At 72.0% G+C, this 18,369-nt stretch carries 16 protein-coding genes; 8 read left to right on the top strand and 8 right to left on the bottom strand.

Going from position 1 to position 18,369, the window contains the following annotated elements; all coding sequences use genetic code 11:
- Positions 1–91: 91 nt before the first annotated feature.
- The 4 genes from AB0B66_RS19440 to AB0B66_RS19425 all read right to left on the bottom strand — a co-directional run bounded on the left by AB0B66_RS19440 (position 92) and on the right by AB0B66_RS19425 (position 5,108).
- The gene (locus AB0B66_RS19440; RefSeq protein ID WP_360531236.1) at positions 92–994 is read right to left on the bottom strand and encodes a MurR/RpiR family transcriptional regulator; all 903 of its coding nucleotides are present in this window, start codon (positions 992–994) and stop codon (positions 92–94) included.
- Between the two features lie 220 nt (positions 995–1,214).
- Positions 1,215–2,585 carry an MFS transporter gene (locus tag AB0B66_RS19435; protein ID WP_360531233.1) on the bottom strand — a complete coding sequence of 457 codons (1,371 nt, stop codon included), beginning with the start codon at positions 2,583–2,585 and terminating at the stop codon, positions 1,215–1,217.
- An 8-nt stretch (positions 2,586–2,593) separates the two neighbouring features.
- Entirely contained in the window at positions 2,594–3,808 is a 1,215-nt protein-coding gene (locus AB0B66_RS19430; protein WP_360531422.1) for an MFS transporter, read from the bottom strand.
- Positions 3,809–3,827: 19 nt separating this feature from the next.
- Entirely contained in the window at positions 3,828–5,108 is a 1,281-nt protein-coding gene (locus AB0B66_RS19425) for an MFS transporter (protein WP_360531231.1), read from the bottom strand.
- 146 nt (positions 5,109–5,254) lie between these two features.
- Here AB0B66_RS19425 and AB0B66_RS19420 point away from each other — a divergent pair, with 146 nt between their 5' ends.
- The gene (locus AB0B66_RS19420; protein WP_360531228.1) at positions 5,255–6,001 is read left to right on the top strand and encodes a phosphoglyceromutase; all 747 of its coding nucleotides are present in this window, start codon (positions 5,255–5,257) and stop codon (positions 5,999–6,001) included.
- Positions 6,002–6,379: 378 nt separating this feature from the next.
- Here the strand turns inward: AB0B66_RS19420 and AB0B66_RS19415 are convergent, their stop codons facing one another.
- Positions 6,380–8,095: a LuxR C-terminal-related transcriptional regulator gene (locus tag AB0B66_RS19415; protein ID WP_360531225.1), complete on the bottom strand. Its 1,716-nt coding sequence runs from the start codon at positions 8,093–8,095 to the stop codon at positions 6,380–6,382.
- Between the two features lie 154 nt (positions 8,096–8,249).
- Between AB0B66_RS19415 and AB0B66_RS19410 the strand changes: the two genes are divergently transcribed.
- From AB0B66_RS19410 to AB0B66_RS19395, 4 genes are all read left to right on the top strand, one after another.
- Entirely contained in the window at positions 8,250–9,530 is a 1,281-nt protein-coding gene (locus AB0B66_RS19410; RefSeq protein WP_360531222.1) for a hypothetical protein, read from the top strand.
- Between the two features lie 225 nt (positions 9,531–9,755).
- Complete coding sequence (locus AB0B66_RS19405) at positions 9,756–11,465, top strand: FHA domain-containing protein (RefSeq protein WP_360531219.1); 1,710 nt, start codon at positions 9,756–9,758, stop codon at positions 11,463–11,465.
- Positions 11,462–13,069, top strand: a complete 1,608-nt coding sequence (locus tag AB0B66_RS19400; protein ID WP_360531216.1) for a serine/threonine-protein kinase — start codon at positions 11,462–11,464, stop codon at positions 13,067–13,069. The genes AB0B66_RS19405 and AB0B66_RS19400 overlap by 4 nt, the downstream gene beginning before the upstream one ends.
- A 15-nt stretch (positions 13,070–13,084) precedes the next feature.
- On the top strand, positions 13,085–14,758 hold the full coding sequence (locus tag AB0B66_RS19395; RefSeq protein ID WP_360531214.1) for a hypothetical protein: 1,674 nt from the start codon (positions 13,085–13,087) through the stop codon (positions 14,756–14,758).
- A 115-nt stretch (positions 14,759–14,873) separates the two neighbouring features.
- Here the strand turns inward: AB0B66_RS19395 and AB0B66_RS19390 are convergent, their stop codons facing one another.
- Together AB0B66_RS19390 and AB0B66_RS19385 are read right to left on the bottom strand one after the other, a co-directional pair.
- Complete coding sequence (locus AB0B66_RS19390) at positions 14,874–15,059, bottom strand: hypothetical protein (protein WP_360531211.1); 186 nt, start codon at positions 15,057–15,059, stop codon at positions 14,874–14,876.
- Positions 15,056–15,280, bottom strand: a complete 225-nt coding sequence (locus AB0B66_RS19385) for a hypothetical protein (protein ID WP_360531208.1) — start codon at positions 15,278–15,280, stop codon at positions 15,056–15,058. Before AB0B66_RS19385 ends, AB0B66_RS19390 begins: the two co-directional genes overlap by 4 nt.
- A gap of 211 nt (positions 15,281–15,491) precedes the next feature.
- Here AB0B66_RS19385 and AB0B66_RS19380 point away from each other — a divergent pair, with 211 nt between their 5' ends.
- The 3 genes from AB0B66_RS19380 (at position 15,492) to AB0B66_RS19370 (ending at position 17,131) form a co-directional block, all read left to right on the top strand.
- A complete protein-coding gene (locus AB0B66_RS19380; protein WP_360531205.1) occupies positions 15,492–16,322 on the top strand; it encodes a helix-turn-helix transcriptional regulator in 831 nt (276 codons plus the stop codon).
- Between the two features lie 71 nt (positions 16,323–16,393).
- On the top strand, positions 16,394–16,594 hold the full coding sequence (locus AB0B66_RS19375; protein WP_360531419.1) for a DUF397 domain-containing protein: 201 nt from the start codon (positions 16,394–16,396) through the stop codon (positions 16,592–16,594).
- 15 nt (positions 16,595–16,609) lie between these two features.
- Positions 16,610–17,131, top strand: a complete 522-nt coding sequence (locus AB0B66_RS19370; RefSeq protein ID WP_360531202.1) for an O-acetyl-ADP-ribose deacetylase — start codon at positions 16,610–16,612, stop codon at positions 17,129–17,131.
- A gap of 122 nt (positions 17,132–17,253) precedes the next feature.
- Here the strand turns inward: AB0B66_RS19370 and cobC are convergent, their stop codons facing one another.
- Positions 17,254–18,282, bottom strand: a complete 1,029-nt coding sequence (gene cobC / locus AB0B66_RS19365) for an Rv2231c family pyridoxal phosphate-dependent protein CobC (RefSeq protein WP_360531199.1) — start codon at positions 18,280–18,282, stop codon at positions 17,254–17,256.
- Between the last annotated feature and the right edge of the window lie 87 nt (positions 18,283–18,369).

Genomic DNA, 18,369 nt, shown 5'->3' with positions numbered 1-18,369 from the left:
GCAGCGGTGCGTCGTTCGACGTCGCCGCGTCTACCGGCACAGATGCGCCGGAGTTCATGTGACGGCCCGGGGCCGTGCGGGTGGACATCGCTCACACCACCTCCCGGAGGCGGTGGCCGGCGACCGCCTGGGCGGTGCGCTGGAACGCCGCGTGCGCACGCTCGTGGGTGCGCTGCGCGACGGCGATGTACAGCAGGTCGAGCACGACCAGCTGTGGGTGCCGGGCCGAGAGCGAATCCGGCCGGAACGTGGTGGCCTGCGTCGCCGTGGTGAGCACGACGTCGGCGACGTCGGCCAGCGGCGAGCGGGGGAAGCTGGTGAGCGCGACCGTGATCGCGCCGCGGCTGCCGGCCTCGGCGACCATCTCGATGGTCTCCCGGGTCTGGCCGGAGTGCGAGATGCCCAGCGCGACGTCACCGGCGCTCAGCAGCGCGGCGCTGGCCAGGCCGTTGTGCACGTCGGGCCAGGACCAGGCGGCGATGCCGATGCGGTGCAACGAGAACTGCATCTCCGCGCCGACCAGGGCGGAGCCGGAGGCCCCGTAGATGTCGACGCGGTCGGCGGCGGCGATGGCGTCGGCGGCGCGCTCGACCTCGACCAGGTCGGTCATCGCGGCGGTGTCCTGCATGGCCCGGGTGTCGGCCGCCATGATCTGGCCGAGCACGCGCTCCAGCGGGTCGCCCGGCTCGATCTCGCGTCCGATGTCGACGACCCAGCCCGCGGAGCGGGCGGCGCGGCCGGTCTCCCCCGCGATGGCCAGCCGCAGATCGGCGTATCCCTCGAAGCCGACCGCCCGGCAGAACCGGGTGATGGTGGCGGGCGAGGTGTGCGAGCGCTCGGCGAGTTCGACGATGGTGGCGCGCGAGGCGCCGGAGGGATCGGTGAGCACCTGTTCGGCGACCCGCCGCAGAGCGCCCGTGAACTCGGGAAGCTTGGCGCGCAAACGGGCGAGCACGCTGTCCGTGCCGGCCGTCGGGTACGCGCCTCGTTCCACGTTCGTCAACCTCTTTTAGGAAGGAGTGTTAACTGTATGTGGAAAGAATTCTTACTTAATTTGGCGCTGTGTCAACAGTCACGTCGGTCGTTTTCAAACCGTTACTTTGCGACATCCTTCGATAGGATGAGCGCACGATCGGCCATTCGGTGGAGTCGATGTCACCCGGTTATCACGCGACTGCGGCTCACGCCGACGGTGCGTCGCGATCCCATGCCGATCAGGCGAAAGCGGGCTCGACCGTCTCTTGTGGGGCGATCTCCGCCGCCCGGATCGACGCGGCCCGCGCCTCGCGCCGGCGGGCCGTCCACAGGTGACCCGCCGCGCCCAGCAGACCCACCGCGCCGCACACCAGCCAGTGCCACGGGCCGAGGTGCTGCAGGCTCCAGCCGCCCACCGACGGCGCGACGAACCCGGCCGCCGGGAACACCAGGAAGAAGACGCCCTGGTAGCGACCACGCAACGCGGTCGGGGCCAGCTCCGCGATGATCGAGGCGTTCGGTGGTGCGGCCAGCATCTGGCCGATCGTCCACACCGAAGCCGCGGCCACGTAAACCCAGAGCCGGTCGGCCAGGAAGACCGTGCTGTATCCCAGCGCGAGCAGCGCGAACGCCGCCGCCAGCACGACCGCGTGCCGGCGTGCCCCGATCAGCCGCGGCACGAACAGCTGCCCCACCACGATCATCGCCCCGCCCAGCGAGACGACCAGTCCGTACGCGGACGGGCGCAGCCCGTCGCCCTCCATCGCCAACTGCAGGATCGACTGCCCCTGCACGGTGAGCAGGGCCAGCAGGAAGGTCAGCCCGACGAAGGTCAGAAACACCCGATCCCGCACCACAACCCCGAGCCCACCCCGCTCACCGAACCGATCCACAGTCCGCGCTCGGCCGATCCGCAGCCGCCAGAACATCGACGTTGGCCTATCACGTCGACTGGGGCCGCCTGATTTTCCATGTGATAGGCCAACGTCTATGACGGGACGGGCGGCGGCCGGACCGGTCGCGACGCGTTCGCGGCGCAGGGTCTCGGGCACCAGCCGCCAGACCAGCAGTGCGGTCACCGCGGTCATGCCCGCGTCGATGAGGAACAGGGCGAGGAAACTGAACTCGGCGATCACCCCGGCCAGCGCCGCGGCGATCGCACCGCCCATGTTGAACGCCCAGAACTGCAGGTTGAAGGCCCGCGAACGGTCGGCCTCGGGCAGCACGTCGACGATGGCGGCGACGGTGGCCGGGCCGGGCAGCGAGTGCGCCAGGCCGACGGCGGCGGCCAGCACCGCGATGAGCCAGATCGGCCGGGCCAGGCCGAGCCCGACCATCAGCGCCGCGGCCGTGGTCGTGCCCGCGAGGTACGTCGCCTTGCGGCCCCACCGGTCGGCCAGCACCCCGCCCAGCAGGGTGCCGCCCGCGCCACCGGCTCCGTACGCGCCGACCACGAGGCCGGCGACGGCGACGGACGCGCCGCGCGCGGTGGTCAGGTAGATCGGGAGCAGCAGCATGCCGAACGCGCCCACCCGGTTGACGAGCATCGCCGAGAAGAGCATCCAGAAGGTGCGCGGCAGCCCGCTCACCGACTCCCGTACGAACCGCATACCCGTCCTCACACCGCCTGGAGCGCCTCGGCCCGCCGCTCGCGGGCCGGGCCCGACCAGAGCTGACCGGCCGCCGCGACGATAGCGATCACACCGCAGCCCAGCCACAGCGCCTCGTCCCCGAGGTGCTGCTGCACGTACCCGCCGAGCACCGGGGCGGCGAATCCGGCCACCGACCAGGACAGCGACATCACACCCTGGTAACGACCCCGCATCGCGGCCGGCGACAGCGCGGCGGTCAGCGTCGAGTTCGACGGGGAGTTCAGCATCTCGCCGACCGTCCAGATCAGCACGGTCAGCGCGTAGAACGCGGCCGAGTCGGCGAACGCGGTCAGCCCGAAACCGACCCCGATGATCAGCGCCGCCACGGCGAGCACCCGCGAGCGGTCGTACGACCTGATCAGTTTGGGGATGAACAGCTGCCCGGCCACGATGAGCACGCCATTGAGCGCGATGACCAGGCCGTACTGCTGCGCGGGGATGCCGTCGCCGGTCATCGCGATGGGCAGCGTGGACAGGTGCTGCATGAACACGAACGAGATCAGCAGGTTCACCGCGACGAAGCCGAGGAACACCCGGTCGCGCAGCACCGTGCCGATACCCGCCCGCTCGACCGGTGCGTGCGGTGCCGCCGCGGGCCGCTCCCGCTTCGGCTCGCGCACCTTGAGCAGGATGAACAGGAACGGCGCGAGCGCGGTCGCGGCGTCCACCAGGAAGATCAGCTTCGGGTCGGCCGCGGCGGCCAGCCCGGCCAGCGTCGCCGCCACGGCGAAGCCCACGTTGACGGCCCAGTAGTTGAGCGTGAACGCGCGCAGCCGGTCCTTCTCGGGCACCACGTCCACCATGAGCGCCTGGAAGGCCGGTCGCGACGCCTCGCCGACGAGCCCGAACAGGAACGTCAGCGGCGCGATCATCCAGAAACCCTGGGCGAAGGCCAACGACACCAGCAGCACCACGCCGCCCAGGTGCGCCACGAGCAGGGTGATCCGCCGCCCGATCCGGTCGGCCGCCACGCCGCCCGCCATGGTGCCGATCGCGCCACCCGCCGCCCACAACCCCAACACCAGGCCGGATTGCGACGGCGAGAAGCCCTGCACGGTGGTCAGGTAGATCGTCAGGTAGACGATGACGAAGCCGCCGGCCCGGTTGATCAGCGACCCGGTCCACAGGTACCAGTACGTGGCGGGCAGCCCGCCCACGGTCTCGGCGAACCAGCGCCGCACCCCACCCGGGCGGTCGGACTCACGCGGCGACGGGGGCAAGGTCCGCTCCTTCCACGGTCGGCTTGGGCTCGGCCAGGGCGCGGGCGCGGCGCTCGCGGACCGGGCCGCTGAGCAGCTGACCGACCGCGACGACGACGCCCAGCAGGGCCAGCACCAGCCACAGCGTGGCGGGCGGGGCGTACTGGAGCAGCGCGCCACCGGCGACCGGGGCGACGAAGTTGGCGGCGGTGAAACCCATCGAGGCGACGCCCTGGTAGCGCCCCCGCATCGCGGGCTGGGACAGGTCGGCGATCAGCGTGCCGTTGACCGGGGCGTTCAGCATCTCGCCCGCGGTCCACACGACGACGGTCAGCATCAGCATGGGCACCGTGCCGGCGATCGCGGTCGCACCCATGCCGAAGCCGACGAGCAGCGCCGACAGCGCCAGCACCCGGCTGCGGTTGCGGCCCGCCAGGAGCTTGGGCACGAACAACTGGAAGGCGACGATCATGATGCCGTTGACGGCGATGACCGTGCCGTAGTCGGCCGCGTCCATGCCCCGCTGGTGCATCGCGATGGGGATCAGCTTGCAGGACTCGATGATGATCCAGAGTCCGAGGTTGAGCAGCACGAAGGTCATGAAGACCCGGTCGCGCAGCACCGTCGCGATGCTGCCCTCGACCGGCACGCGTACGGCCGCGGCCCGCGCCCGACCGCCCGTGCCCGGCAGCGCGGCCTTGACCGGCTGGGTCTCCGGCACCCGCCAGAACACGATCGCGGCCATGGTCAGCTGGGCCGCCGCGTTGAGCAGGAACACGGTCAGGTGCGGGGTGCGCGCCAGCACGCCGGCCAGCACCGCGGCACACGAGAAGCCCAGGTTGATGGCCCAGTAGTTGAGGTTCATGCCGCGCATGCGCAGGCTCGGGCCGAGCACGTCGACCATGGTCGCCGAGAAGGCGGGACGCCCCAGCCCGTTCCAGAAGCCGTACACCGCGGCCAGCGCGGCGACCGCGACCGGCTGGAACACGAAGCCGAGCACCACCGCGGTCGCCGCGAGAGCGACGTTGGACAGCAGCAGCGAGGAGCGGCGGCCCCAACGGTCGGCCAGCACGCCGCCGGCCAGCGAGCCGAGCGCCATGCCGCCGCCGAACAGGCCGAGCACGAGACCGGCGAAGGTCGGCGAGAAGCCGTACTCGACCACCATGTGGATCTCGAGATACAGCATCACGAACGCGCCGGTTCGGTTGATCAGGGTGCCGGTCCACAGATACCAGAAGATCTTCGGCAGTCCGCCCGCCGTCTGCGCCAACCAGCCCCGCACACCGCACCCCTGTAATGCTCGCAACCCCACTCGGTGCCTTACAACCTAGGGCGCGGACACGACGGAAGTCACCTCGGATATCACGTGGTGGTCGTCACGTGGGGCTGGTCACAGGCCCTTGACGCCCATCGGGAAAGATGGCGGGCATGGTTGGAACACTGGTGCTGCTGCGGCACGGCTACAGCGAATGGAACGCCAAGAACCTCTTCACCGGCTGGGTCGACGTGGACCTGAACGCCCAGGGCGAGGCCGAGGCGCGCCGCGGCGGCGAGCTGCTCAAGGAACACGCACTGCTGCCCGACGTGGTGCACACCAGCGTGCTCAAGCGCGCCATCCGGACCTCCGAGATCGCGCTCGGCGCCGCGGACCGGTCCTGGATCCCGGTGTCGCGCAGCTGGCGGCTCAACGAGCGCCACTACGGCGCGCTGCAGGGCAAGGACAAGAAGCAGACCCTCGACACGTACGGCGAGGAGCAGTTCATGCTCTGGCGCCGCTCGTACGACACCCCGCCGCCGCCGATCGCCGACGACGACGAGTTCTCGCAGGTGGCCGACCCGCGCTACGCGCAGCTCCCGGACGAGCTGAAGCCGCGCACGGAGTGCCTCAAGGACGTCGTCGGCCGGATGCTGCCGTACTGGTACGACGCGATCATCCCGGACCTGCGCACGGGCCGCACGGTGCTCGTGGTGGCCCACGGCAACTCGCTGCGCGCCCTGGTCAAGCACCTGGACGGCATCTCCGACGAGGCCATCGCCGCCCTGAACATCCCGACGGGCATCCCGCTGCGCTACGACCTCGACGAGAACCTTCGCCCGATCACCAAGGGCGGCACCTACCTCGACCCCGCCGCGGCCGCCGAAGCCGCCGCCGCCGTCGCCAACCAGGGCCGCTGACCCGCCACCGCGCGGCCGCATGATCGTCGAACTTGCCTGGCACATGGGCGTATTCGCGCTCAACATACGCACACGTGCCAGGCAAGTCGGGCGATCTTGAAGGGGTCGCGGGGCTGGATGTGCCGGTGGCCGGCGGCGACGCTCACCCCCGTTAGCGTCGCCGGCCGGCCGACCGGTCTCAGGTGGCGGCCGTCCCCCAACGGCGTGGTGCCACCCATCCCCCGGCGCATCCGCTCGGCGCCACAACCGATAAATGATCAGCTGGGCCATCCCCCGGGTTTCATCGAGCGATGCGCTTGAAAGAGACGCTACGCCGCTGGTCAAGTGGCCGTCCAGTCATTTGCGAATCTCATTCGTCACACTTGGTAACCGTCGCCTCTACGGTGGGCTACCGTCTCCCCATTTCTTGATCAACTCGATCCGGGTCCGTACCCCGAGCTTGCGGTAGATGCTGGCCAGGTGGGTCTCCACGGTCCGCTCGCCGAGCACGAGGGCGCTCGCGATCTCCTTGGCGGGCGCGCCGCGCAGGGCCCAGGCAAGCACCTCGCGCTCGCGGGCGGTCAACCCGCCCGGCCCGGTGTCCGCGCCGGACCAGTCCCGCAACGCCCGGTCCGCCACCTCGGCCGCGGCCGGGTCGACGAGCCGGCCGGCGGCCAGCGCCCGGTCGGCCGCCGCCGGGTCAGGACGGCCGCGCAGGGCGGCCAGCTCGGCTGCGGCCCGCAGCGCGTACCAGCGCACCAGCGCCGTGGGGCGGCCCTCGCCGAGCGCCGCCGTCTGGGCCAGCAGCGCCGCCGCGCGGGCCTTGTCGCCCCGCCGAAGCGCGTCGGCCGCCGCCAGGTCGTATGCCCTGGCCTGCAGCTCGGCGTCGCCCAGCGCGGCGGCCTCGCGTACCACCTGGTCCAGCCGGTCGCCCACGACCAGCAGCGCCTCCGCGACCGCCCGTGGGTCCCCGCCCGCGCGGGCCAGGTCCAGCGCCCGCCGCGCCAGCTCAGCCTCCCCCAGCTCGTCGGCCAGCCGGGCCATGAGCCGCGCCGCCGCCGAGTGCTGCTCGGGCGGCAACCCCGCAGCGGGCAGCGCCGCACAGGCGTCCCGCAGAACGCCGACCCGCACCACGTCCACCGGCACCGAACCCGGTCCCCCGCCCCCCACCGCGCCCGACGTGCCCGCAGTCGCAGGCGAACCCGTTCCTGCCCGCACCATCCCGGCTCCGGCCAGCGCGCCCGCGCTCGGGCGGGGGCCCAGGCCCAGCGCGGCCGCCGCGATCAGGCCGACGTCGCCCGCGCGTAGGCCCAGCCGCAACGCGCCGGTCAGCGAAGCCCGGCCCGCCTCGCGGGCTGCAATGCTGCCCGCCCCGCGCAGCCGCGCCGTGCCGGAGGCGGCGAGCAGCCGTCCGGCCTGCGCCGGAGTCCACCCGGCCCGGCCCGCGAACAGCGCGGCCTGCGCGTAGTAGCCCGCGGCCAGGTCGTAGGCGCCCTCCTCGTCGGCGGCGGCCGCAGCGGTGGCCGAGGCGGCCACGGCGGCGTCCAGTCGGGCGGCCCCGCCCAGCGCCGCCGCCTCGGCGGTGTGGTGCGCCAGCTCCGGCAGGGTCGCCGCCCGGGTCCCGCCGAGTGCGCCGAGCCTGGTCAGCACCGCCGCGACGCGCTCGTGCAGCGCCGCGCGAGCCCGTGCGCCGAGCGTGTCGTAGCAGACCTCGCGGTCCAGCGCGCGCACGAAGCCGTACACCTGAGGGCCCTGCTCGCGGACCAGCCCGGCTTCGGCGGCGTCGTCCAGGCCGCTCAGGACGTCGACGTCGGGGCAGGCGCCCTCCAGGATGGCCAGGTCGAACTCGCGTCCGATCACGGCGGCCGCGGTCACCGTCTCGCGGGCCTGCGGCGTCAGCGAGCGCAGCGCTGCCCGCACCGGCTCGGCCAGCTCGTCGGGCCAGCGCAGCGGCAGCCGGTGCAGCCCGTCCCCGTCGGTGTCGACCTGGTCGGCGATCGCCGCCAGCACTGTCGGGTCCGCGTCGGTACGCCGCAGCAACTGCTCCACGAGGCGGGGCGCGACGGAGCGGCCGGTGCGCTCCCGCAGCAGCTCGGCGGCCTCTCGTCGGTCCACGACGCCTCCCCTCTCCGGGTCGGTACGCAGGCACCCCCGGTGCAGAAGTTACGTACTCGCCGCGATGTGCGCAGTCCCCTAGCGGACCTAGCGTGAAGTCACCTCGCAACGCCCCCGCCCCGAACGCCCCCCTCCCACCGAAAGGGAGCCTCCGATGTCCCAGTTCCGCGATCTCATCGCCAGGATGGCGGTGGACCCGGAGTTCGCCCGGCACGCACGGGCCAACCCGGACGCCGTCGCCGCGCAGTACGGCCTCGCCCCTGACGAGACCGACCAGCTGCGCGGGCTCGCCGACGCCTCGGCCGGCGCCGGGCCCACCGCGCTCGGCGTACGCCTGTCCAAGTCCGGCATCGGCACCGGCGGCCTCGGCAGCCTGATTTCACCCGCCGACCTGACGCCGGCCATACCCGAGCTGCCGGACCTGCCGGAGCCCCCGGACGACCCGATGCCCCCGCCTCCGCCGCTCACCCCGGTCGACCTGATCCCGATCGCCCCCGAGGACCTCACCCCGGAGCCCGAGGACGAGCCGCTGCCGCCGCCCCCGCTGCCGCTGCCCGACGCCATCCACCTGCCCCCGGACCTCGAACTCACGCCGCTGGAGCCGGACCCGGAGCCGGAGCCGCTCATTCCGCCGATCAAGCTGCCGCCGGACCTGGAGCTGCCGCCCCTGGTGCCGGACCCCGAGCCGGACCCGATCGTGCCGCCGATCATCGAGCTGCCGCCGGACTTCGAGCTGCCGCCGCTGACTCCCGACCCGGACCCCGAGCCGCTGGTGCCGCCGATCATCCACCTTCCGCCGGACTTCGAGCTGCCCCCGCTGACCCCGGACCCCGACCCGGGTCCGTGGATCCCGCCGATCCACCTGCCCCCGGACTTCGACTTCCCGCCGCTGGACCCGGACCCCGAGCCGGAGCCGCCGGGCCCGTGGATCCCGCCCATCCATCTGCCCCCGGACCTCGACCTTTTCCCGGCCGACCCCGACCCGGAACCGGCCGAGCCCGCGGAACCGGCCGAGCCCGCGGAACCGGCGGAACCCGCCGAGCCCGCGCCCGCGCCGGAGCCCGCCCCCGAGCCTGCCCCGGCACCGGAACCGGCTCCCGCGCCCGACCCCGCTCCGGCCCCCGCGCCCGCCGCGGACCCGGTGCCCGCGCCGGTCGAGGAGTCCGGCCCGGTCGTGGTGGTCGTGCAGTCCGGCGACCCGACCGCGACCCCGGGCACCGCCGACCCGGCCCAGCCGGGCTCGGCCGCACCGGCCGTGCCGGCCGATCCGGCGGCCGCCGCGAGCGACAGCTCGGACGGCATCGGCACCGAGGAGCTGCTCATCGGCGGGGCCGGCCTGGCCGCGGGCGCGGTCGCGGGCGGCGTCGCCGGCGCGGTGGCGGGCAAGGTCTTCAAGTCCGACGAGGACGGTACGCAAGCCTCGGCGACCGCCTGACCATCCGCACCAGACACCGGGCAGCAGGGGTGTGCGCCCCCGTCGCACCTCTGCTGCCCGGCAGCCGCTCCACACATAGACGAACCGCCTGAACGGATCACCGTCGTAAAGCAGTCAGCCGAGAGCGTGCGGCCGTTCGGACGCCTATGATTCGGCTCGCCGCACAGCTCCATACCCCGGAAAGACCCCTGGAAAGGCCGAACGATGTTGTGCCACGCCTGCCATGTGCACCTGCGGCGGGACTACCCCTACTGCCTGCACTGCGGCACTCTCCGCAAGGGCGCTGTGGTGGAGTCCTACGCGGCGCCGGAGCTGCGCTGGCACGACGCCGCAGGTGAGCGGGTGCACCCGCTGGTCAAGCCGCACACCACGATCGGCCGGGCCCCCGACAACGACATCGTGCTCGACGACGCCAGCGTCTCGCGCCACCACGCTCGGGTCGTCCGCAACGCCGAGGGCTTCCACCTGGAGGACCTCAACTCGTTCAACGGCACCACGATCGGCCGGCGCACCTTCCACGGCGACTGGGCCCCGCTGCCCGACGAGTCCGAACTGCACATCGGCGACATACCGCTGCGATTCGCGCAGCCGCGCTCGGCGGCGATCGGCTCCAAGACGATGGTGCGCGGCGTCGAGCACAGCATCCTGCTCCCGGCCGGCCAGCCGGAGACCGCGCCGACGGCCACCGGCCCGCTGACGGCCCGGCCGCGGCGGCGCAGCGGCTGGGCCCTCAAGCAGGTGCCGGACATGCGCGGCGACCAGCAGTGGGTGCTGCGCAACACCCGCACCGGGCAGTACTTGCAGCTCGACGAACGCGACGTGTTCCTGTGGCACCAGCTCGACGGCGAGAACACCGTCCGCGACCTGCTCTTCGCGTACGCCCAGCGTTATGGCGAGCTGGCGCTGCCCCGCATCGAGCGCACGCTGCGCACGTTCGCGGCGCTGGAACTGGTGCGCGGCGTGCACGGCCAGCGCGAGGCCGAGAAGCCCCCGCTGCTCAAGCGGTTCGGGCAGGCGGTGCTGAAGCTGCTGCTGCGCACGGAGGTCTCGGTCAAGGGCCTGGACGGGGTGTTCACGAAGATGTACCGGTCGTTCGGCTGGCGCTTCTTCACCCGTACCGGCGTGGCCGGGCTCTGGTTCTGCATCGTCGGCGGCATCTACGCGATGACCGTGGCGAGCGGCAGCCAGAACCTGTTCGACATCAACGGCGCGGGCATCCGGGGCGCGGTGATCATCGCCGCCGGCTACCTGTTCGCGCTGATAGTGCACGAGTCGGCGCACGCGCTGGCGGTGAAGTCCTACGGCCGCACCGTCACCCGGGGCGGCTTCATGCTGATGATGGGCATGCCGTTCGCCTTCGTGGACACCTCGGACATGTGGTTCGGCAGCCGCTGGTCGCGCATCGTGGTGACGCTGTCCGGGCCGCTGTCCACCGCGGCCATCGCCGGGATGCTCGCCGCGGTCGCCGCCTGGGTGCCCGCGCCGCAGGTGTCCGGCATCGCCTACCAGCTCGCCTTCGGCCTCTACCTGAACACGCTGTACAACCTCAACCCGCTGATGCCGCTGGACGGCTACCAGGCGCTCGCGGACGGGCTGCGCCTGCCGCGCCTGCGCGAGGAGGCCTCGGCATACTTCACCAAGGGCATCTGGTCCGACATCAAGGCCGGCCGCAAACCCGGCATCAAGCAGATAGGCATGGCGGCGTACGGCTTCACCGCCGTCGTCGGCACCGGCCTGTTCGTCCTGCTGGGCTTCCTGGCCTGGCGCGACCGGCTCGGCGGGCTCGTCGAGGAGTACCTGCCGCCCGGCATCGACGTGCTGGTCATCGCCCTGGGCATCGGCCTGATCATGTTCCCGATCTGGTACCGGCTGTTCCGCAAGCTGACCGGCTTCATCAAGTCCCGCAAGGCCGCGACCGCGGAGGTGACGGCATGAGTCAGCCGAACATGTGGACTGTGCCCGGATATGTTGAGATCCGCGAGCTGGGCCGCGGCGCGTCCGGGCTGGTGGTGCTCGCCGAGCACGAGGCGACCCAGGTCAAGGTCGCCATCAAGTACCTGGCCGAGCACCTGCGCGACGACGAGAACTTCATCCGCGCGTTCCGGGCCGAGGCCCGGGTCATGTCCGAGGTGGAGTCGCCGCAGGTCGCGCGGCTGTACGAGTACATCGAAGCGCCCGGCGGCGCGGCGATCGTGATGGAGCTGGTCGACGGCGTCGCGCTGCGTGCGATCCTGCGCGAGCAGGGCCCTACCGAGCCCGAGGCCGCCCTGGTGGTGCTCAAGGGCTCGCTGCTCGGCCTGGCCGCCGCCCACGACCGCGGGGTCGTGCACCGCGACTACAAGCCCGAGAACGTGCTCGTCAACGGCGAGGGCCAGAGCAAGCTGGCCGACTTCGGCATCGCCGCGCGCAGCGGCCGCCAGGGCCCGCTCGCGGGCACGCCCTCGTACATGGCCCCCGAGCAGTGGGCCGGCGCCCCCGCCAGCCCGTCCACCGACATCTACGCGGCCACCGCCACGTTCTTCGAGTGCCTGGCCGGGCAGCCGCCGTTCCGCGCCCCCGGCGACATCCAGGGCCTGCGCCGCCAGCACGAGCAAGCGCCCGTCCCGGTGGAGCTGGTGCCCGAGGCGGTACGCGGGCTGGTGCGGCGCGGCCTGGCCAAGGACGCCAAGCAGCGCCCCAAGGACGCCGCGACGTTCCTGCGCGAGCTGGAGGCCGTCGCCGGAGCCGGGTACGGGCCCGAGTGGGAGGAGGAGGGCCGCAGCAAGCTGGCCCGCCGCGCGCTGCTGCTGGCACTGCTGTTCCCGCTGGCCGCGGTGCAGGCCAACGCCACCGCGATCGGCACCACCATCCTCGGCATGTCCCGCAAGGCGTTCACCACGGCCGCCAGCATCACCGCGCTGGTGCTGGTCCTGGGCGGCGCGGGAGCCGCGGCGCTGTGGCCGCCGAGCCCGGCGAGCAACCCGACCGTGCTTCCCAGCGCGACCGCAGGCGAATCCCCGCTGCCCAGCGAGTCGCCGACACCCTCGCCCAGTCCTTCACCCTCGCCGAGCCCGTCGGCGGAACCGTCGCCCTCCCCGTCGGAGGAGCCCGAGCCGAGCCCGAGCAGGAAGCCGTCGCCGTCGCCGTCTACCTCCCCGGCAACCCCGGCCGCGCCGATCGTGGCCTTCCTCCGCCCGAGCACGTGCTGGCTGGTCAAGGGGATCTGCAACGGCACCACCCAGGACAAGGCGGGCAAGGACTCCCGCACCACGGTGATCGTCAACACCGAGAACGCCGGTCGGTACCGCTACACGCTGCGGTTCACCGTGATCAACTACAACAACCAGCCGATCGACAACATCTCGCCGAAGACGTATGTCGTCGAGGGCATCACCGACGGGACCAGCAAGACGGTCTCCACCACCGTCGACATGACCGGCCTGCTCTACTGCAACACCCAGATCCAGGTGACCATCGAGACCACGCGGGGCGGTCCCGCTATTCCCACGAAGGTCTACTCTGCACCCATCATTCAGAACGCCAACTGCATCATCGGCTGAGAAGGACGCGCTGCGGTGACCGACACCATCGGTGGCAAGTACACCCTGCTGGATGCGGGGCGGGCCGGACGGCTCGGCACGTGGCACACGGTGTCCACAGCGGAGGGCAAGCAGCGCGGTGCGCTGCGCATGGAGGACCGGGGTCTGACCGACCCGGCCGCCGCGCGGCGGCTCGCCGACGCGGTCGGCGCCCAGGCCCGCCTGCGCGTGCCCGGCCTGCTCAACGTCATCGACCAGGTGACCGAGGGCCGGCACAGCTGGCTGATCACCAACGCGGCACCGTCGCCGACAGTGGCGCAGGCGCTGGCCGCCGGGGTGACCCTGCCGCCCGCCGTCGCCGCGCTGATCGCCACCGACACCGCGCAGACCCTGCTCAAGCTGCACCAGGGCCAGCTGGCCCACGGCGAGCTGAACGCGCACGGCGTGGTCGTCAGCGCCGGTGGCGCGGCGCTGCTCGCCGAGGCCGGATACGGGCACGCGGTGCTGGGCACGACGCCCGGCCCCGGGCACGACGCGGCCGGCTGGTCCCGGTTGCTGGCCCAGCTCGCCGACGCCTGCCACGACGCCGACACCCAGCAGCTGCTGCGCCAGGCCGGCCAGCAGGCCGAGGCCGTCGGCGGCAGCGCGGGCCTCACCGCCGCGCTGACCACGCTCAGCACCGCAGCCCAGCGCATACCCGGCTTCGGCGACCGCGCCGCGCTGAAGGCGCTCGCCGCGCAGATGCACCCGCTCTCCGCCGCGCCTGTCTCGGCCCCACCGGTATCGGCCCCACCGGTATCGGCTCCGCCCATCTCGGCCCCGCCCGTCTCCGCGCCCCCGGTCTCGGCTCCCCCGGTCTCGGCTCCTCCGGTCTCCGGCGCACCCACCGCGCCCGCACCCGGGTCGCCGACGGCTCCGGCGTTCCCGCCTCAGCAGCCGTGGGCCGCGCCGCCCGGTCATCAGCCCGCCGGTGCTCCCGGTGCCGAGGAGACCGTGCAGCTGGCGGGGGGTTCGCACTCCGGACCGCCGTCGGTGCCGCCGCAGACGCCACGGACCGCGCCGCCCACCGCCGTCATGCCCGTGGTGCCGCCGGACGGCGCGACCCGGCTCGGCAACCGCGCCGCCGAAGAACAGCGCAAGTCCGGCGCGTACCAGGTCGGGCGCGCCGCGCCGCCCGCCGTGCACCAGCCGCAGCCGGACGTGAACCTGCGCTTCGGGCAGGGTGTGCCGCCCGCGCCGCCCGCCTGGCAGATGGCCGCCGCGCAGGCCGCCCCGGCGCGGCCGAAGAAGACGATCGGCAAGCGCATCGCCGCGTTCTTCAGCGCGCTGACCACGGTCGCGCTGCTGGTCATCGCCGGGTACGTCGGCTGGAACTGGTGGCAGGAACGCAACAACGCGGTCCAGGTCACCAAGGTCACCGTCACGCCCGTCGTCCCGCCGGTCACCGCCGAGTGCAACGTCAACGTCGACGTGGTCGGCCTCATCGAGACCGACGGCCAGGCCGGGCTCATCACGTACGAGTGGCTGCGCAACGACGGCGAGACCTCGGGCATGCTGGAGCAGGCCGTCAAGAAGGGCGAGCGCAGTGTGCAGGTGCACCTGTTCTGGCGCTTCCAGGGCAAGGGCAGCCGGGAGGCCGAAGCCACCCTGCGCATCCTGGAGCCGAGCGTGGTCCAGGGCTCGTCGAAGTTCACGTACTCCTGCAAGTGACCTGGATCGACCCCGTCGCCAAGATCGCTCGATTTGCCCGGCACCTGTGCGTATCTTGCGAACGCATACCCACAGGTGCCGGGCAAGTCCGATGACCTTGGGCCGCCGCCGACGGTCAGCGGTCCAGTAGGTCGGCCAGGATGAGCTGCTCTACGGCGTACGCCCACTCGGGGCAACGGCTGCGCCGACAGTGCACGCACATGTCGGTCGCCGGGTCGTCACCGTGGACCACGACGGCCTCCCAGTACCGTCTCGCCAGGTCATCCGGAATCGGGGCGTGGCCCTGCGGAGGACTGCTCACCCGGACACCGCCCCAGCGTCGACCCGGTGCCGGACGGACGGCGGCGGGGTGCGCATGAACTGCTCGCGCATCACCCGGTGCGTGCACGCACCGCAGATCGCGCCGACAGCGCCGCCGCAGTGCGCGCACCAGTTCGCCGCATACCCGCGCAGTGCCCAACCTGCGAGCATGGCCAGGAGAACGACCGCGCCGAGCCCGGCGACGGCCACGTAGACTGCCATCAACCACCTCCTTGTGGAGTTGTGGGGAGGCGGGGCGCGCCGGGACCAACCAGACTGCCCCGCCTCCGGCATTTTCAGCACACCAATTGATGCGCCGTCTGTTGCATGTGGATAGTTAACCTAGTCTTGCGCATGTAATCTGCAGGGGCAACGGGTTGAGCCTTGTTCCTTTACAGACAGTGCATCTTCCCTGCAAAATGTCCTCGTGCCCATGAGTCCGACCGCCATCCGACGACGCGTCGGCTACAGACTGCGCGAGTTGCGCGGCAAGGCAGGGATGACCACGATCGAAGCCGCAGCGGTCATCGGCAGCTCCGACGCCAAGATCAGCCGCCTTGAACGCGGACTGACCCCGGTTCGCCCCGGCGATGTCCAGCTCCTGCTCGATCGATACGGCGGGACTGACCACGCCGAGCGAGATCTGCTCGTGCGGCTCGCGGGCGACTCCGGTCGGCGCGGCTGGTGGCAGGCTTACGAGTTGCCGGAATGGTTCAACCTATACATCGGCCTGGAGAGCGCGGCTTCGTCGATCTGCAACTTTGAGACGCTGCTGATCCCGGGTTTACTTCAGACGGCCGATTACACCCGTGCTCTGGTCCGCCAGGCCCATCCCACCGCAACCGCAGAACGCGTCGAGCGCATGGTGGACGCACGCCTCAAGCGCCAGGATCGGCTGTCCGGCAATGATCCGCTGAAACTCCGCGCAGTGGTGGGTGAAGCAGCCCTGCACTGCACGGTCGGCACGCCGGACGTGATGCGGGCTCAGTTCACCCACCTCGCCCGGATGAGCGAATCGCCGAACATAGAGCTCCGCCTCGTCCCCTTCAGCTCGCTCGCCTACGCACCGCACGGGCGTCCCGTTGTCATACTCGACTTCCCGGAACCAGGCGACCCAGGACTTGTTTACTTCGATCACCTCGGCAAGGGCGTGTACGTTGAAGACGAAGCGCACATCGCCATCCACCGGCAGGCGTTCGAACTACTGGTGGGAGGTGCGTTGACCACGGAGGACTCCGCCCGGCACTTCGCTGATCGAGGATGATGGACGTGTTCGAGAACGTCACTTGGAAGAAGAGCACCCGCAGCGACGGTCAGACCGGCAACTGCCTGGAAATGGCAGTCGCAGACCGCGCGACATGGCGAAAGAGTTCCCGCAGCGACAACAACGGCGGCCAATGCGTTGAGGTCGCGATGGCGGAGGTCGCCGTCGGTGTCCGCGACAGCAAGGACCCGAACGGCGCCGTCCTCGTCTTCACCGCTGACGAGTGGACCGCTTTCCTCTCCGGAGCAAAAGCCGGCGAGTTCGACCGCTGATCTTTGGAGCAAGTCATGCAGGTGAACCTCATCCAGGGGGATATCACCCAGCAGGAAGTGGACGTCATCGTCAACGCGGCCAACTCGTCACTGCTCGGCGGTGGCGGGGTGGACGGGGCGATCCACCGCAAGGGCGGGCCGGAGATCCTCGCCGAGTGCCGGGCGCTGCGCGCGTCCCACTACGGCCGAGGGCTCGCCACCGGCCAGGCCGTCGCCACCACAGCGGGCAAGCTGCCCGCGCGCTGGGTGGTGCACACCGTCGGACCCGTGTACAGCGCCACCGAGGACCGGTCCGAGCTGCTGCGCGACTGCTACCGCAATGCGCTGCGGGTGGCCGGCGAGCTGGGCGCGCGTACCGTCGCTTTCCCGCTCATCTCGTCAGGCGTATACCGCTGGCCGGTCGACGACGCCATCCGCCAGGCCCTGGACGTGCTGTCCTCCGCCGAGACCACGGTCGAGGGGGCGACGCTGGTTCTGTTCGACGATGCCACCCACCGGACCGCCCTCACGGTTCGAGCCGAGGCCTTCCCCTCCTAAGATCCGTTTTTGTGGACGCTGGGTGCCCCTATAGGGGCGTCTATCGTCCACAAAAACAGATCTTGAGGAGTACACAACGGCCGACGCTGCAGCAGCGCCGACTTGCAGCCGCTGGCCGGCGTTCAGGCCACGGTTGCGCGCAGGGCGGTCACGAAGGCGTCGGTGGTGGGCTCGTCGCGGACGGCTACGCGCAGCCAGTCCGGGCCCAGCCCCGGGAAGGTGTCGCCCCGGCGCACGGCGTAGCCCGCGTCGCGCAGGCGGCCGCGTACGCCCAAGCCGTCGTTGACCTTGAGGAGCACGAACGAGCTGGCCGGCGTGCCCGCGACGACCACCGCGGGCAGCCGCCGCAGGGCGCTGAGCAGATGTTCGCGGCGCGCGGCCAGCTCGTGGGCGATGTCTTCCTCGGCGGCGACGGCGTAGGCGGTGGCGCAGGCGGCCGCCGCGGCGAGCGCGGGCGTCGACACCGGCCACAGCGGCTGTACGGCAGCCAGCCGGCGCACCAACTCCGGTGCCGCCAGCAGGTAGCCGACGCGCAGCCCGGCCAGTGCCCAGGTCTTGGTGAGGCTGCGCACCACCACGAGGCCGGGCAGGTCGCGCCGGGCGGCCAGGGAGTGCGGCTCGCCGGGGATCGTGTCGGCGAACGCCTCGTCGACGACGAGCACGCGGCCCGGCCTGGCCAGGCTCGCGACCGCGTCGGCGGGGTGGGCGACCGAGGTCGGGTTGGTGGGATTGCCGAGCAGCACCAGGTCGGCGTCGGCCGGCACGGCGTCCGGGTCGAGGGTGAACGGCGCGGGCAGCAGCACCCGGTCGACCCGGTGCCCGGCGGCCAGCAGCGCCGCCTCCGGCTCGGTGAACTGCGGGTGCACCACGACGGGCCGCCGCGCGTCCCGCAACCCTTGCGCGAGCAGCGTGAACGCCTGCGCCGCACCGGCGGTGAGCAGCACCTCGTCCGGGTCCCGGCGGTGCCTGGCCGCGATCGCGGCACGGGCGGCGGTGCCGTCGGGGTACGCGTCGAGGTGGTGTAGCGAGTCCCGGATCGGTTCGGCGAGCCAGTCCGGGAGCGGAGCCTGGCGTACGTTCACGGCCAGGTCGATCAGCCCCGGGCCGACCTCGACGTCGCCATGGTGCCCGAGGTCGAAGCCGCCCGTCACCGTTTCGACCCGTTTCGCGCCGCCACACTGCGACGCGCCTCCGGATCTAGAAGAGTTGTGGTCGCCCTGGCGACCAGAAATCTTCTA

Source organism: Catellatospora sp. NPDC049111 (genome assembly GCF_040648615.1).
In the GTDB taxonomy this organism is placed as follows: domain Bacteria; phylum Actinomycetota; class Actinomycetes; order Mycobacteriales; family Micromonosporaceae; genus Catellatospora; species Catellatospora aurea.
Note: the sequence above shows the minus strand (reverse complement) of the source record. Positions and strands in the feature narration are given on the sequence as shown.